The following is a 15,108-nucleotide window of genomic DNA, read 5'->3' as shown; positions in this document are numbered from 1 at the left end:
CGGGTTCGCCGATCTCAACCGCCAGCATAGGCCAGGAACTCTAAAACACGTGCGTCTCTCTTCCATCAAGTTGTCGGGATTTAAGTCTTTCGTCGATCCCACCAATTTCCAGGTGCCAGGCCAGCTCGTGGGCGTGGTCGGGCCTAATGGCTGCGGCAAGTCGAATATCATCGACGCCGTGCGCTGGGTGCTGGGCGAATCGAAAGCGTCTGAATTGCGCGGCGAGTCGATGCAGGACGTCATTTTCAACGGCTCCACTCATCGCAAGCCTGCCGGGCGCGCTTCCGTGGAACTCGTGTTCGACAATAACGATGGCAAGGCGTCCGGCCAGTGGGGCCAGTACGCCGAGATCGCCGTCAAGCGCACCCTGACGCGCGACGGCACGTCCACCTATTACATCAATGGCCAGCCCGTGCGCCGGCGCGACATCCAGGATATTTTCCTCGGCACGGGCCTCGGCCCGCGTGCCTACGCCATCATCGGCCAGGGCATGATTTCGCGCATCATCGAATCGCGCCCCGAAGAATTGCGCGTCTTCCTGGAGGAAGCGGCCGGCGTGTCGAAATACAAGGAACGCCGCCGCGAGACGGAAAACCGTCTGCAGGATACGCGCGAGAATTTGCTGCGCGTGGAAGACATCTTGCGCGAACTCAATGCCAATCTGGAAAAGCTGGAAGCGCAGGCGGCCGTGGCCACGCGTTTCCACGCCTTGCAGGCGGACCAGGAAGAAAAGCAGAAGTTGTTGTGGCTGCTACGCAAGAACGAGGCGCAGAACGAGCAGACGCGCTATTTCCGTGAAGTGGAACAGGCGCAGACGGATCTGGAAGAACAGACGGCCAAGCTGCGCAACGTGGAACTGACCCTGGAGCAGATGCGCCAGGCGCACTTCGCCGTGGGCGACCGTTTGCATACGGCGCAGGGTCATCTGTACCAGACGAATGCGGAAATCGGCAGCCTGGAAGCGCAGATCAAGTTCGTCATCGAATCGCGCGCCCGCCTGCAGGCCCAGCTGGCCACCCTGACAGCCCAGCGCGACCAGTGGAACAGCCAAGGCAGCGAGTACCAGGAACAGATCGAAGAGGCAGAATTCCACCTCGAGGAATTGGCCGCCAAGGTGGAACAATCGCAAATGATGGCCGAGCAGAAGGGCGAGCAATTGCCCGAGCTGGACGCCGCCTGGCGCGCCGCGCAAAACAAGAGCACGGAATCGCGCGCGCGGATCATGCAGGCCCAGCAGCAGCTGGAACTGGAATCGGCGCACCAGCGCAATGCCTCCAACATCCTGGCCAGCCTGTTGACGCGCCGCGAGCGCTTGCAGCAGGAAAAGAACAGCCTGAGCCTGCCAGACAGCAGCCATCTGGAAAACCTGAAACTGCAGCTGGAAGAAAAACAGCAAACGCTGGAAGAACAGGGTTTTTACCTGGAAGAAGCGCTGGAGCAGCAGCCGAAGCTGGAGCAGGAGCGGATGGAGGCGCAGGCGCAGGTCAATGCCGAGACGGCCGCCAACGCGCAGCTGGAAGCGCGTCTTTCCGCTTTGAAACAATTGCAGGAACGAGTACAGACGCAGGGCAAGGTTCAGCCGTGGCTGAAAAAGCACGAACTCGACACCTTGCCGCGCCTGTGGCAAAAGCTGCAGATCGAAGCGGGCTGGGAAGCGGCCATGGAATCGATCCTGCGCGAGCGCACGTCGGCCCTGCAACTGTCGAATATCGACTGGGCCAAGGCTTTCTTTGCCGACGCGCCGCCAGCCAAGCTGGCCCTGTATGCGCCGTCCACCGTGGCGCCGCTGCCCCTGCCAGAAGTGGCGGGCCTGAAACCGTTCCTGAACTTGCTCAAACTCAACGATCCTGGCTTGCGCGGCTTGCTGCAGGATTGGCTGTACAACGCCTACGCCGTGGAAGACGCGGCCGAGGCGCTGGCCGAGCGGGGCAAGTTACCGCCAGGCGGCTATTTCGTCACGCGCGCCGGCCATGTGGTCACAGCGTCCAGCGTGCGTTTCTATGCGGCCGATTCGGAGCAGGAAGGCATGCTGGGCCGCCAGCAGGAAATCGAGAATATCGGCAAGCAGTTGCGCGCACAGCAATTGCTGGCCGAAGAGGCGCGCGCCCGTTCCGTGCGGGCCGACGCGGCCGTCGCTACCCTGACGCGCAACCTGTCCGACTTGCGCCTGCGCATACAGCAACTGACCTCGTCCGTGCATACGTTGCAACTGGACGTGGTGAAACTGTCGGAAGTGGAAGCGCGCTTCAACCAGCGCAGCACGCAGATCGGCGCGGACCTGGCCGAAATCGCCGCGCAGGAAGCGGAACAGATGCAGACCAAGCTGGAATCGGAAGAAAAATTCGAACAGCTGGACATGGAACTGGGCAACTTGCAGGAAGCGCACGAAGACGGCCATACGGACTTCTTGCAAAAGGAACAGCGTCTGGCCGAGGCACGCGAAGCTTTGCGCGACCTGGAGCGGGCCGCCAAGGATACGGAATACGCGGAAAAAGCCCACCGCGCGAAGATCGAGGAATTGCGCCGCAACATCGCCACGGCCAGCACGCAGGCGCAGCAAGTGACGGCCAGCCTGCAGGCGGGCGAACTGGAGCTGGCCAACCTGGAAAGCGGCGCGGCCGCCGACGGCTTGCAGGACTTGCTTGAGCGCCGCACCACGCAGGAGCGGGCGCTGGCGGACGCGCGCCATGAACTGGACCAGATCACGCAGCAACTGCGCCTGTCCGAAGATGCGCGCACGCAGTCGGAGCGCAGCTTGCAGCCGCAGCGCGACAAGATCATGGAAATGCAGCTCAAGGAACAGGCCGCGCGCCTGAATCAGGAGCAGTTCGCCCAGCAATTGCTCGAATCGGGCGCCGATGAAGCGGCCTTGACGGAAAAGTTGCATCCGGACATGCGTCCGTCGTATCTGCAGGGCGAAGTCACGCGGTTGACGAATGCGATCACGTCCCTGGGCGCCGTCAACCTGGCCGCGCTGGATGAACTGGCACAGGCCTCCGAGCGCAAGAACTTCCTCGACGCCCAGAATGCCGACCTGACGGAAGCGATCAACACCTTGGAAGACGCGATCCACAAGATCGACAAGGAGACGCGCGACCTGTTGCAAGACACGTTCGACAAGGTCAACCATCACTTTTCCGAGCTATTCCCGATTCTGTTTGGCGGCGGCCAGGCGAAACTGACCATGACGGGCGACGAGATTCTCGATTCCGGTGTACAAGTCATGGCGCAGCCTCCCGGCAAGAAAAATGCCACCATCCACCTGTTGTCCGGTGGAGAGAAGGCGCTGACCGCGACCGCATTGGTGTTTTCCATGTTCCGCCTGAATCCGGCGCCGTTCTGCCTGCTCGACGAAGTCGATGCACCGCTGGACGATTCGAACACGGAACGCTTCTGCCGCATGGTCAAGCGCATGTCAGACCAGACCCAATTCCTTTTCATTTCGCATAACAAGATTGCGATGGAAATGGCCCATCAATTGATCGGTGTGACGATGCAGGAGCAGGGCGTATCGCGCATCGTGGCGGTGGACATGGAGTCCGCCGCAAATTTTGCTACCGAGGCACAAGCAGCATGACAGACTTACAAATTACCTTGTTCGGCGCCGGCGGCGTCTTTATCGTCGGTGTTTTCTCATACAACAAATGGCAGGAGTACAAGGCCAAGAAAAGCGTGGAACGGGCCTTTTCCACCGACCACGACGATGTGCTGATGCGCGAGGGCGACGCCCCCGTGACGGACGTCCAGGAACCTGTCTTGCGCCAGGAACCGCGCTTTGATGCCGCGCCTGCCGCCAAGGCCGAACCGTCGTTCGGCGCGCCGCCGGCGGCACCCGTGTCCGACGCCCCCGTGCATGCGGAACCGTCGCTGGGGGATAGCCCTGCCGAGCCGGTCCAGGCACCTGCTGCCGAGCCCGTGCAAGAGGTGAGCGCCGCCAGCGAACAGGCGACCAGCCTGGTTGACCCGCTGATCGATTGCCTGCTGCCCCTGTCGCTGGAAGCGCCCGTGCGGGGCGACAAGATCCTGCCGGTCCTGCAAACCTTGCGCCTGGTGGGCAACAAGCCCGTGCACTTCATTGGCTTGCACGTGAATGGCGACTGGGAACCGATCACGCATGGCGGTGTCTATACCAAGATGCAGGGCGGCGTGCAGCTGGCCAGCCGCAGCACGGCCTTGAATGAACTGGAATACTCGGAACTGGTCACGCGGCTGCGCGGTGTAGCGGACGAAATCGGCGCCGAACCGGAAGTGCCCGACATGATGGAAGTGATGGCCGAAGCGCGCAATCTGCACCGTTTTGTCGCCGGTCACGATGCCCAGCTGGGGGTCAACCTGCACACGAACGGCGCGCCATGGGCCATTTCCACCTTGCTCTTCGCCTTGGAAAAGCAAGGCTTTGATGTGCGTCCGGACGGCCGTTTCGTCATGCCCGATGGTGACGGCAGCTATCTGTTCTCGCTGTCGACGAATGTTACGCTGGCCGAGGAAACCACGCCCCGCCTGACCCTGCTGCTGGACGTGCCTTGCGTGGCGCCCGCGCGCGACGGCTTCGGCTCCATGGTTGCCTGCGCCAAAGCGCTGGTGGGCCGCCTCGACGCGACCATCGTCGACGATTACAACCAGGCCTTGTCCGATGCGGCCCTGGCCGAGATCGCCGGCCAGGTGCAAGAGTTTTACCAGGAAATGGACGCGGCCGACATTCCGGCCGGTTCCACCCGCGCCCTGCGTTTATTTAGCTGAAGAATCCCGCAACAATGACTGATCCGACTAACCAGGACGCCGCCCGGCGCGTCCTGGCACTCACTGCCGAACTTAACCGGCATCTGCACGCCTACCACGTGCTCGACAACCCCACCATTCCCGACGCCGAGTACGACAAGCTGTTCGTCGAACTGCAGGCGCTGGAAGCGGCCCATCCTGACTTGCGCACGCCCGATTCGCCCACCTTGCGCGTGGGCGCGGCGCCGCTGCCGCAATTCGAGCAAGTCACGCACACGGTGCCGATGTTGTCGCTGAACAATGGTTTCACCGATGACGATATTGTCAATTTCGACCGTCGCGTGCGCGAAGGCCTGGACCTTGATGGTGCAGAAGTCGAGTATGCCGCCGAGGTGAAATTCGATGGCCTGGCCATCAACCTGCGCTATGAAAACGGTTTGTTCGTGCAGGCGGCCACGCGCGGCGATGGCGCCACGGGCGAGGACGTGACGGCCAATATCCGCACCATCGCTGGCATTCCGCTGCGCTTGCAGGGCGACATGATTCCCTCCGTGCTCGATGTGCGCGGCGAAGTGATGATGTTCAAGGCCGATTTCGCCCGCCTGAACGAACGCCAGCGTGTGGCGGGACACAAGGAGTTCGCCAATCCCCGCAATGCGGCAGCCGGCAGCCTGCGTCAGCTCGATTCGCGCATCACTGCACAGCGCAAGCTGCGTTTTTATGCCTACGGCATCGGCGCCCTCGGTGGCGCCGCCATGCCGGTGTCGCATTCGGCCTTGCTGGACTGGTACGCAACCCTGGGCATTCCCGTGTCCAAGGAACGCCGTGTTGTGCAGGGCGCAAAGGGCTTGCTGGCATACTACGCCGATATCGGCGCGCGTCGTCCCGCCTTGCCCTATGAAATCGACGGTGTGGTCTACAAGGTGAACGCGACGCAAGACCAGCAGGAGCTGGGCTTTGTGTCGCGCGCCCCCCGTTTTGCGCTGGCGCACAAGTTCCCCGCCGAAGAAGCCTTGACCGTGGTGCTGGGTATCGATATCCAGGTGGGCCGCACGGGCGCCATGACGCCCGTGGCGCGCCTGGCGCCCGTGTCCGTCGGCGGCGTGACGGTGACCAACGCCACCTTGCACAATGAAGATGAAGTGCTGCGCAAGGATGTGCGCGTGGGCGATACCGTCGTCGTGCGCCGTGCCGGCGATGTGATCCCTGAAGTGCTGTCCGTGGTGCTGGACAAGCGCCCCGAACCGGCGCCGCCGCCTTTCAAGATGCTGGAACGCTGCCCTGTTTGCGATTCCCACGTGGTGCGCGAAGTGGGCGAAGCGATCGCCCGCTGCTCGGGCGGCCTGTTCTGTTCGGCTCAGCGCAAGGAAGCATTCCGCCATTTCGCGGGCCGCCGCATGATGGATATCGAAGGCCTGGGCGAACGTTATATCGATACCCTGGTCGAACTGGAATACGTGCATGGCCTGGCCGACCTGTACAGCCTGACCCTGGACAAACTGCTGGAAATGAAGCTGCGCGCCGACGAGCGCGATGGTTCGACGCCAGAAACAGTGCAACAAGGCAAGATTCCCACCAAATGGGCGGAAAACTTGCTGGCTGGCATAGACGCGAGCAAGCGCCCGCCGCTCGAGCGTTTCCTGTTCGCGCTGGGCATCCGCCACGTGGGTGAGTCGACGGCCAAGACCCTGGCCGAGTGGCTGGGCAGTCTGGCGTATGTGCGGCAGGCGCCGGCGGCCTTGCTGCGCGTGCTGCCCGATATCGGCGGCACCGTGGCCGAGTCCATTGCCGATTTCTTTGCAGAAGAAAAGAACCAGCAGGCGCTGCAGGCATTGCTGGATGCTGGCGTCACGCCGCAGGGTGAACACGCGCCCAGTGCGAAGCTGCGCACGCAACTGGAGCAAACCACGCTGCTGGCCGCTATCGGTATCCCAAAGCTGACGGAACCGCGCAGCAAGCAACTGGTGGAGCGGGGCGTGACCCTGGCCAGTCTGGCGGCGCAGGGCGCGAGCTTCCACGCGGGCTTGCCCGCCGCCGTGGCTGAATCGCTGGCGCAATGGCTGGCCAATGACGGCAATGTCAGGCTGCTAGCTCAACTGGACGCCTTGCGAAATGAATTACTGTCACAATTACCTGAAATGCCAGCGGCTGGTGGCAAGCTGGACGGCAAGACTTTCGTCCTGACGGGCACCTTGCCCACTATGAGCCGCGACGAGGCTGCGGAGCTGATCGAGGCGGCCGGTGGCAAAGTCAGCGGTTCCGTGTCAAAGAAAACCGCTTACGTCGTGGCCGGCTCGGACGCTGGCAGCAAGCTGGCCAAGGCGCAGGAACTGGGCGTGGCCATACTCGACGAAGCTGGTTTGCTAGCCTTGCTCGCGCAAGACTAATCATTAAAATATTATAGAAGACCCATGAAAAAAATCAGAAAAGCAGTCTTTCCCGTCGCCGGCCTGGGCAGCCGTTTCTTGCCTGCGACCAAGGCACAACCGAAGGAAATGCTGCCCATCGTCGACAAGCCGTTGATCCAGTACGCGGTGGAAGAAGCGGTGGCGGCCGGCATCACGGAAATGATCTTCATCACGGGTCGCAACAAGCGCGCCATTGAAGATCATTTCGATACTGCCTATGAGCTGGAGTCGGAGCTGGAAGCGGCCGGCAAGCGCCAGTTGCTCGAGATGGTGCAAAATGTCATTCCCAAGCACGTCAATTGCATTTACATACGCCAGTCGGCGCCGCTGGGCCTGGGGCATGCCGTGCTGTGCGCCCGTCCCGTGATCGGCGACGAACCGTTTGCTGTCTTGCTGGCTGACGATTTCATGGATGTGGAAGAGGGCGTGCGCCCCGTGCTGGCGCAGATGACCGATGTCTTCCAGTATGAAAATTGCTCGCTGCTGGCGGTGCAGGATGTGCCGCGCGCGGAAACCAAGCAATACGGTATCGTATCGGCAAAGAATTATCAGCCCGACCTGGAACTGGTCTCGGCCATTGTGGAAAAGCCTGCGCCGGAAGAGGCGCCATCGACCCTGGCCGTGGTGGGCCGTTATGTGCTGACCAGCCGTATCTTTAACCACCTGGAAAATATCGGCACGGGCGCCGGCGGCGAAATCCAGTTGACGGACGGCATCGCCGCCCTGATGCGCGAAGAGCGCGTGCTGGCTTACCGCTACCAGGGGCAGCGTTATGATTGCGGCTCCAAACTTGGTTATCTGAAGGCCACGACGGCGATGGGTATGAAGCATCCGGAAACGGGTGCTGCCTTCCGCGCTTACTTGCAAGAACTGCAAACAACACTGGGCGAAAAATGACGGTACGCGAGATTCTGAAGATGGGCGATCCACGCTTGCTGCGCATGGCCGAGCCCGTGCGTGACTTCGATACGCCCGAATTACACGCCTTGATCGCCGACATGTTCGACACCATGCATGCCGCCAATGGCGCGGGCCTGGCGGCGCCGCAGATCGGCATCAACCTGCAACTGGTGATTTACGGCTTTAAGCAGAATCTGCGCTATCCCGATGCGCCGCAAGTGCCGGAAACCGTGTTGATCAACCCTGTGCTGACGCCTTTGTCAGAGCGCAAGGAAGAGGGCTTTGAAGGCTGCCTGTCCGTGCCTGGTATGCGCGGCAGCGTGCCGCGCTGGAGCGAACTGCACTATGAAGGCGTGGACCAGTTTGGCCAGCCCATCAGCCGCGACTGCGACGGCTTCCATGCCCGCGTGGTGCAGCATGAAGTGGATCACTTGCACGGTATTTTGTATCCGATGCGTATCGTTGATTTTACGCAATTCGGTTATACGGAAGTGATGTTCCCCGACCTGGACCCGAACGACGACGATTGATTGGCGCTTAAGCTGGGGGCTGACCCGCCGGGTCAGGCCCCGAACGTTGTCAGTCGCAGTGCCGGGTAAGTATGAAAAATGGCCGCGCAGCTATCAGCTGGGCGGCCATTTTTTCATGTGGTGCAGCTCAGCGCACCTTGCGGTTGCTGCCCAGGTTGTCGAGCAAGGCTTTCAGCTCATCTTGCATGGCATCCGTCAGGTTCAGGAAGCGGCAGCCGATCTGCACTTGCTCGCCCAGCAGGAAGGAGCGGAAGGTGCGCGACAGGCGGATTTCCAGGTCGGCGATCATGACTTTGTCCGGCCCCAGTTCCAGGCGCACGCGCGACAGTTTGCGGCCCACATACAGGCCGACCGTATCGCGCGGGTGGGCACGCATGCCGATGCCGCCGGCCGAGAAGTCATACAGCTGCAATTCATACGGCCGTCCTTCCAGCACAAAGGCGGCCAGGTAGTACACGCCCAGCGGTGTTTCCAGGCGTGCCGATTCGCGCCGTTCCAGCACTAGGCAATGGCTGGGGAAGTTCGTCAGGTAGACGTTCGGCCGCTCGGGATAGGCCTCCCATTCGCCATTGATGGTAAATTGCAGCTTGGCGCTTTGCACCCACGACACAAACGTGGCGCCACCAGGCGGCAGGGTCGCGCCTTCATTCAGTTCCAGCACGAATTGCGGCAAGTCATCGTCGACGGACAATATGCGCGCCATGATGACATCTTCGCCGCCTGTCGGGTAGATGGAAATGGCGTCGCCGTTATCAGCCAGGCTGCATAGGGTTTCGCCGATATCCCACGGATCGCTCATATGGTGCGGCTTGGTGCCTGGCTCCATAGGCTCGGCCACATCGGCCAGGCTGGGCGCGCCTTTGCGCAGGGGATTGGGGATGGGATCGTTCACGACAGCGTATCTCTTTTGTTCTAATGGGGAATAGTGTATAGGTTTAAGGCAATATTTACTAAGTAAATCACAATAATTGTTTTTATATCACTATATTCCTGTGGCTTATGTAGCATGGCATGCCGGGGCGCATGCCATCTCGATACCGTCGCTTAAAACTGTTCGTCCGCGCTCAGGTAGCGCCATTGGCCCGTTGGCAAGTCGCCCAGCTTGACCTTGCCGATGCGCACGCGTTTCAGACCCAGCACTTTCAGGCCGACGGCTTCGCACATGCGGCGGATCTGGCGTTTCTTGCCTTCGCGCAAGGTAAAGCTCAGCTGGTCTTCATTTTGCCAGCGCACCTTGGCCGGCAGCAGCGGTTTGCCGTCGAGCCACAAGCCATGGTTGAGCCTTTTCAGCTCGCTGTCGGGCAGGGTATCGCCTTTGGTGTAGCTCACGCGCACCAGGTATTCCTTGTCGATATCGGTATCGTGGCCGATCAGCTGTTTGGCCACGCGCCCATCCTGCGTCAAGACCAGCAAGCCGACGGAATCGATGTCCAGGCGGCCGGCGGCAACCAGGCTGCGCAGCTGGGTCGGGTGGAACTGTTCCGGGCTGCGGTCTTCCGCCCAGCGGTTTTCCGCCTTGATCAGCGCCACGGCGGGCGTGTAGCCGTCTTCGGCCTGGCCGCTGACATAGCCGACGGGTTTGTTGATCAATACGGTGACGCGCTTCGACTGCTCGGCTGCCGCCTGGCGTTCCACGGTGACGCGCTGGCTGGGATAGACCTTGCTGCCCAGCTCGGACACCACCTTGCCATCGACGCGGACCCAGCCGCGCGCGATCCATTCATCGGCTTCACGGCGCGAGCACAGGCCCAGTTCGGACATGCGTTTGGACAAGCGTAATAATTCTTCGGTCATGTTGTTTCAGTTTCAGTAAGGGTAGGCGCTGCACGCAAGGTTTACACCTTCAGCGCATCGAGTAAATCGGTTTCCAGCAATATCTGGTTGCGGGCATTGTTGAGCGCGGGACCGTCGACGAGGAAGACGTCTTCGACCCGTTCGCCCAGGGTCATGATCTTGGCCGTGTGCAGGTTGATGCGGTACTTGGTCAGCACATTGGCGATCGCATACAGCAGACCCGTGCGGTCGTTGGCGGCCACCGACAGCAGGTAGTACTGTCCCCTTTCGTCGGGCCGCAAATCCACCGTCGGCTGGAAGGGGAAAGTGCGCGACAGGCGCGACAGCCGTCCCTTGCCCGGCGGCGGCAGCGGCGTTTGCGACTGCAGCAGTTCGCCCAGCTCGTGTTCGATCAGGCTGATGATGTCGCGGTAGCTCTTGGCGAAATTCTGCTCCGTGACGAGGAAAGTGTCGAGCGCGTAGCCATTCCTGGTCGTGTGGATCTTCGCGTCAAGGATGCTGAAATTCTTGCGGTCGAAATAGCTGCAGATACGCGCGAACAGGTCGGGCTGGTCGGCCACGTACACGGCTACCTGCAAGCCTTCGCCGATGGGGGCCAAACGGCATTTTACCACCGGCAACTTGCTGTCGAGCTTGTCATACAGCGAGCGCGTCTGCCAGGCGATGTCGGAGGCGTCGTGGCGCAGGAAATACGCCACGTCCAGTTGCTGCCACAGTTTCAGATGGGCATCGGGCGGCAGGCCGTACAGGCGCAGCGTGGCCAGCGCTTCCTGCTGGCGGTTCTTCAGTTCGCGGTCGGCCGTATGCGGTTCGCCGCCCAGCACGCGCAGGGTGATCTTGTACAGGTCTTCCAGCAGTTTGCCTTTCCATGCGTTCCACACTTTCGGACTGGTGCCGCGGATGTCGGCCACCGTCAGCAGGTACAGGCCCGTCAGGTGGCGCTCGTCCTTGACCACTTTCGCAAAGGCGGCGATGACGTCGGGGTCGGACAGGTCCTGCTTTTGCGCCACTTGCGACATGGTCAGGTGATTTTCCACCAGGAAGGCCACCAGTTCCGTGTCCTCTGCCGACATGCCGTGGTCCTGGCAGAACTGGGTGGCGTCGGCCACGCCCAGCTTGGAATGGTCGCCGCCGCGGCCCTTGGCGATGTCGTGGAACAGGGCCGCCACGTACAGCAGCCACGATTGCGAGAAATCGGCCATCAGCTGGCTGCAGAACGGGTATTCGTGCGCATGTTCGCTCATGGTGAAGCGGCGCATGTTGCGCACCACCATCAAAATGTGCTGGTCGACCGTGTACACGTGGAACAGGTCATGCTGCATCTGCCCGACGATGCGGCGGAAATTCGGCAGGTAGCGCCCCAGGATGCTCATCTCGTTCATACGCCGCAGCGCATGGATGATGCCCACGGGCGCCCGCATGATGCGCAGGAAGAGGGCGCGGTTGACGGGATCCTGGCGGAAGGCGGCATCGATCTTGAAGCGCGCATGCCACAGGGCCCGCGTGGCGCGCGACGTCATGCCCTTCAGGGCAGGGCGTTCCGTCATCAGGACAAATATTTCCAGCATGGCCGACGGGTATTGCTCGAACGTATCGTCGGCGCTGATGTCGATCAGGCTGTTGACTTCATTGAAGCGTTCGTTGATGGGCACGGCCACATCGTCTTGGGGAAACAGCCGTGCCTCGATATTTTGCAGCAGAATCGTGTTGAGCTGGGTCACCGTCTTGGCGGCCCAGTAATAGCGCTGCATGAGAAATTCGCTGGCGCGGCGCATGTGCGGCCCGCTGCCCGTGGCTTGCAGGCCCAGTGATTCGGCAATCGCCGTCTGCACGTCGAACACCAGGCGGTCTTCGCGCCGCCCCGCATGCAGGTGCAAACGCACGCGGATATCCTTGAAGGCGCGCTCCTTTTCCATCAACTGGCGCGCTTCCGTCAGGGTGATCAGGCCCCCCGTGGCCAGGGTGCGCCAGGAATTGGCCAGGCCGGCCGCCTTGGCCACCCACAAAATCACCTGCAAGTCGCGCAAGCCGCCCGGGCTTTCCTTGCAATTGGGCTCCAGGCTGAAGGCCGTGTCTTCGTATTTGGCATGGCGCTGGCGCATTTCCGCCGTTTTCGCCTGGAAAAACGCCTGCGGGTCCATGGCGGCCTCGTAGCGCTGCTGCAATTGCGCGAACAAGTCCTCGTTGCCGCACACGAGGCGCGCTTCGAGCAGGCTCGTTTGCACGGTGATGTCGGCTTTCGATTCGACCATGCACTCCTCGACCGTACGGATGCTGTGGCCGATTTCCAGGCCCAGGTCCCACAGCAGTTGCACCAGTTCCTCGAGCTTTTCCTGTGTCGCCGCGTCCGGCGCCTGCTGCAGCAGGATCAGCAAATCGACGTCGGAATACGGAAACAGTTCACCGCGGCCGTAGCCGCCCACGCCCACCAGGGCAGTGCCGGGAGGCAAACCCGCTTCCTGCCAGGCGCGCGCCAGCACCCCATCGACGCTGTGGCGAAGGCCGCGCAGCAGTTTTTCAGGCTTGCCATCGGCCTGGAAGGCCGCAATGACGACCTGGCGGTCGGCTTTCAGTTGCTGTTTCAGCTGTTCCCGAACTTGCTTTTTCATCTGGGCCCTGGGGTGGCGGTGCGTGTGATGGAAGAATCAGGCTTTGTTCAGGATCAAGGCGGGCGGCGGCGGCATGCCAGGCGAGACGGTCAGCACTTCATAGCCCGTTTCCGTCACCAGCACCGTGTGTTCCCACTGCGCCGACAGGCTGCGGTCCTTGGTTTTGATGGTCCAGCCATCGTTCATTTCGCGGATCTCGCGGCGGCCCGAGTTGATCATCGGTTCCACGGTGAAAATCATGCCCGCCTCCAGGCGCTCCAGGGTGCCTGGTTTGCCGTAGTGCAGCACTTGCGGTTCTTCATGGAAGACCTTGCCGATGCCGTGGCCGCAGAATTCGCGCACCACGCTGTAGCCTGCTTTTTCCGCGTGTTGCTGGATGGCGTGTCCGATATCGCCCAGGTGCGCGCCCGGTTTGATCTGGTCTATGCCCAGCCACATGCATTCATAGGTGATTTCCGACAGGCGCTTGGCCAGGATGGTGGGCGTGCCGACGAGGAACATGCGGCTGTTGTCGCCGTGATAGCCATCCTTGATGACGGTGATGTCGAGGTTGACGGAGTCGCCGCTCTTCAAGACCTTGTCGCCCGGAATGCCGTGGCAGATGACGTCGTTGACGGAGGTGCAGATGGCTTTCGGGTACGGCGTATAGCCGGGCGGGCAGTAGTTCAGCGGGGCGGGAATGGTGCCCTGCACATTGACCATGTATTCGTGGCACAGGCGGTCAAGTTCGCCCGTGGTGACGCCCACCTTGACGAAGGGGGTGATGTAGTCGAGCACTTCGGCGCCGAGCTTGCCGGCAACGCGCATGCCTTCGATGTCGGCGGCGCTATTAATACGGATGGTGGACATGGTGTAATTCGCAATCTGCAAGATATTCGGCTGAAAAGCGCGGGTGAAAAGCACAGACGATTCCTGTGTAGGGGAAAAAGTCTGCAAATATGTCGAAATTATAAACGAGCCGCCCTGAATTCGCCGCCTCCTTCCTATGGCCGGGCGGCGATTTGTGGGGGGAATGGAGAGGCGCTGCCGCGGCGGCCATGTCTTGCACCATAGTGGTGCATAGGACGTTTCCGCCGGGCGGGCGATTTGCAGTGCGGACTTGATGCGGCGGTCATTTTGGTGTAGAATCCCGGGTTGCTTGAATTCACTTTTGAGCAATGCAATAAATAGTGTCTTTAATTTTAAATAAACACGCGAATCCGGTCGACAAGGGTGCCTGTATGGTGACTGATCGGATTCCAGACCCAACCCTGGAGTTAATAATGTCCGTAACAATGCGCGAAATGCTGGAAGCCGGTGTCCACTTTGGTCACCAAACCCGTTTTTGGAATCCAAAAATGGCACCGTTCATCTTCGGCCATCGCAACAAGATCCACATCATCAACCTGGAAAAAACCATGGCGATGTACCAGGACGCAATGAAGCACGTGCGTCAACTGGCTGCAAACCGTGGCACCATCCTGATGGTCGGTACCAAGCGTCAAGCTCGCGAAATCATCGCTGCTGAAGCACAACGCGCTGGCGTGCCTTTCGTTGATCAACGTTGGTTGGGCGGCATGCTGACCAACTTCAAAACGATCAAAACCTCGATCAAGCGTCTGAAGGACATGGAAGTGATGGTCGAAGACGGTTCGATCGAGAAGCTGTCGAAAAAAGAAGCGCTGATGTTCTCCCGCGAAATGATCAAGCTGCAAAAATCGATCGGCGGCATCAAGGATATGGGCGGCATTCCTGACGCAATCTTCGTTGTGGACGTCGGCTACCACAAAGGTGCGATCACCGAAGCAGCTAAACTGGGTATCCCGGTCATCGGCGTTGTCGATACCAACCACTCCCCAGAAGGCGTGAACTTCGTGATCCCAGGTAACGATGACTCCTCGAAAGCCATCATGTTGTACGCTCGCGGTGTTGCTGATGCAATCATCGAAGGCCGTGCAGCTGCCGGTAACGAAGTTGTTGAAATGGTTAAAGCAGCCGCTGGCGACGAATTCGTCGAAGTGAACGAACAGGCTTAATAGCCAGGCTATCGCGAGATAGCCGTTTGTAAGCACAGCAGTAAGGGAAAAGGGGTGGCAGCAGCTCCCCCTTTTTTTTAACAAAAAAACGATAGTGACCGCTGGCGAGGCATACCTGCCCGGCCGCGACTAT

Annotated in this window: 10 protein-coding genes; 6 read left to right on the top strand and 4 right to left on the bottom strand. The window is 60.8% G+C overall.

What is annotated here, in order from left to right; all coding sequences use genetic code 11:
- Nucleotides 1–49 precede the first annotated feature (49 nt).
- Genes smc through def form a run of 5 tightly spaced genes read left to right on the top strand, consistent with a single transcriptional unit; the run spans nt 50 to nt 8,557 of the window.
- Nucleotides 50–3,577: a chromosome segregation protein SMC gene (gene smc, locus C8C89_RS19865; RefSeq protein WP_133992075.1), complete on the top strand. Its 3,528-nt coding sequence runs from the start codon at nt 50–52 to the stop codon at nt 3,575–3,577.
- On the top strand, nt 3,574–4,740 hold the full coding sequence (locus C8C89_RS19860; protein ID WP_133992072.1) for a cell division protein ZipA C-terminal FtsZ-binding domain-containing protein: 1,167 nt from the start codon (nt 3,574–3,576) through the stop codon (nt 4,738–4,740). The genes smc and C8C89_RS19860 overlap by 4 nt, the downstream gene beginning before the upstream one ends.
- A 14-nt stretch (nt 4,741–4,754) precedes the next feature.
- Nucleotides 4,755–7,106 carry an NAD-dependent DNA ligase LigA gene (gene ligA, locus C8C89_RS19855; protein WP_133992069.1) on the top strand — a complete coding sequence of 784 codons (2,352 nt, stop codon included), beginning with the start codon at nt 4,755–4,757 and terminating at the stop codon, nt 7,104–7,106.
- 24 nt (nt 7,107–7,130) lie between these two features.
- Complete coding sequence (gene galU / locus C8C89_RS19850) at nt 7,131–8,024, top strand: UTP--glucose-1-phosphate uridylyltransferase GalU (protein WP_101480892.1); 894 nt, start codon at nt 7,131–7,133, stop codon at nt 8,022–8,024.
- Nucleotides 8,021–8,557 carry a peptide deformylase gene (gene def, locus C8C89_RS19845; RefSeq protein WP_101480893.1) on the top strand — a complete coding sequence of 179 codons (537 nt, stop codon included), beginning with the start codon at nt 8,021–8,023 and terminating at the stop codon, nt 8,555–8,557. The genes galU and def overlap by 4 nt, the downstream gene beginning before the upstream one ends.
- A gap of 127 nt (nt 8,558–8,684) precedes the next feature.
- Here def and C8C89_RS19840 read toward each other — a convergent pair whose 3' ends face one another.
- The 4 genes from C8C89_RS19840 to map form a co-directional block, all read right to left on the bottom strand.
- Entirely contained in the window at nt 8,685–9,449 is a 765-nt protein-coding gene (locus tag C8C89_RS19840; RefSeq protein WP_133992066.1) for a PilZ domain-containing protein, read from the bottom strand.
- A 152-nt stretch (nt 9,450–9,601) separates the two neighbouring features.
- Nucleotides 9,602–10,351 (bottom strand): pseudouridine synthase, encoded by a 750-nt coding sequence (locus tag C8C89_RS19835; protein WP_101480895.1) that lies wholly within the window; start codon nt 10,349–10,351, stop codon nt 9,602–9,604.
- 41 nt (nt 10,352–10,392) lie between these two features.
- Nucleotides 10,393–12,960, bottom strand: a complete 2,568-nt coding sequence (locus C8C89_RS19830) for a [protein-PII] uridylyltransferase (RefSeq protein ID WP_133992063.1) — start codon at nt 12,958–12,960, stop codon at nt 10,393–10,395.
- A gap of 36 nt (nt 12,961–12,996) precedes the next feature.
- Nucleotides 12,997–13,809 carry a type I methionyl aminopeptidase gene (gene map, locus C8C89_RS19825; RefSeq protein WP_096238442.1) on the bottom strand — a complete coding sequence of 271 codons (813 nt, stop codon included), beginning with the start codon at nt 13,807–13,809 and terminating at the stop codon, nt 12,997–12,999.
- Between the two features lie 413 nt (nt 13,810–14,222).
- Here map and rpsB point away from each other — a divergent pair, with 413 nt between their 5' ends.
- Nucleotides 14,223–14,975, top strand: coding sequence for a 30S ribosomal protein S2 (rpsB, locus tag C8C89_RS19820; RefSeq protein WP_071077760.1), 753 nt, complete (start codon nt 14,223–14,225; stop codon nt 14,973–14,975).
- The last annotated feature ends 133 nt before the right edge of the window (nt 14,976–15,108 follow it).

Source organism: Janthinobacterium sp. 75, from assembly GCF_004365495.1.
In the GTDB taxonomy this organism is placed as follows: domain Bacteria; phylum Pseudomonadota; class Gammaproteobacteria; order Burkholderiales; family Burkholderiaceae_D; genus Janthinobacterium.
Note: the sequence above shows the minus strand (reverse complement) of the source record. Positions and strands in the feature narration are given on the sequence as shown.

What these genes read in the sequence shown, in the direction of transcription:
- galU (WP_101480892.1), top strand. Translation starts at nt 7,131, where the DNA reads ATGAAAAAAATCAGAAAAGCAGTCTTTCCCGTCGCCGGCCTGGGCAGC.
- C8C89_RS19860 (WP_133992072.1), top strand. Translation starts at nt 3,574, where the DNA reads ATGACAGACTTACAAATTACCTTGTTCGGCGCCGGCGGCGTCTTTATC.
- ligA (WP_133992069.1), top strand. Translation starts at nt 4,755, where the DNA reads ATGACTGATCCGACTAACCAGGACGCCGCCCGGCGCGTCCTGGCACTC.
- C8C89_RS19835 (WP_101480895.1), bottom strand. Translation starts at nt 10,351, where the DNA reads ATGACCGAAGAATTATTACGCTTGTCCAAACGCATGTCCGAACTGGGC.
- map (WP_096238442.1), bottom strand. Translation starts at nt 13,809, where the DNA reads ATGTCCACCATCCGTATTAATAGCGCCGCCGACATCGAAGGCATGCGC.
- C8C89_RS19830 (WP_133992063.1), bottom strand. Translation starts at nt 12,960, where the DNA reads ATGAAAAAGCAAGTTCGGGAACAGCTGAAACAGCAACTGAAAGCCGAC.
- rpsB (WP_071077760.1), top strand. Translation starts at nt 14,223, where the DNA reads ATGTCCGTAACAATGCGCGAAATGCTGGAAGCCGGTGTCCACTTTGGT.
- def (WP_101480893.1), top strand. Translation starts at nt 8,021, where the DNA reads ATGACGGTACGCGAGATTCTGAAGATGGGCGATCCACGCTTGCTGCGC.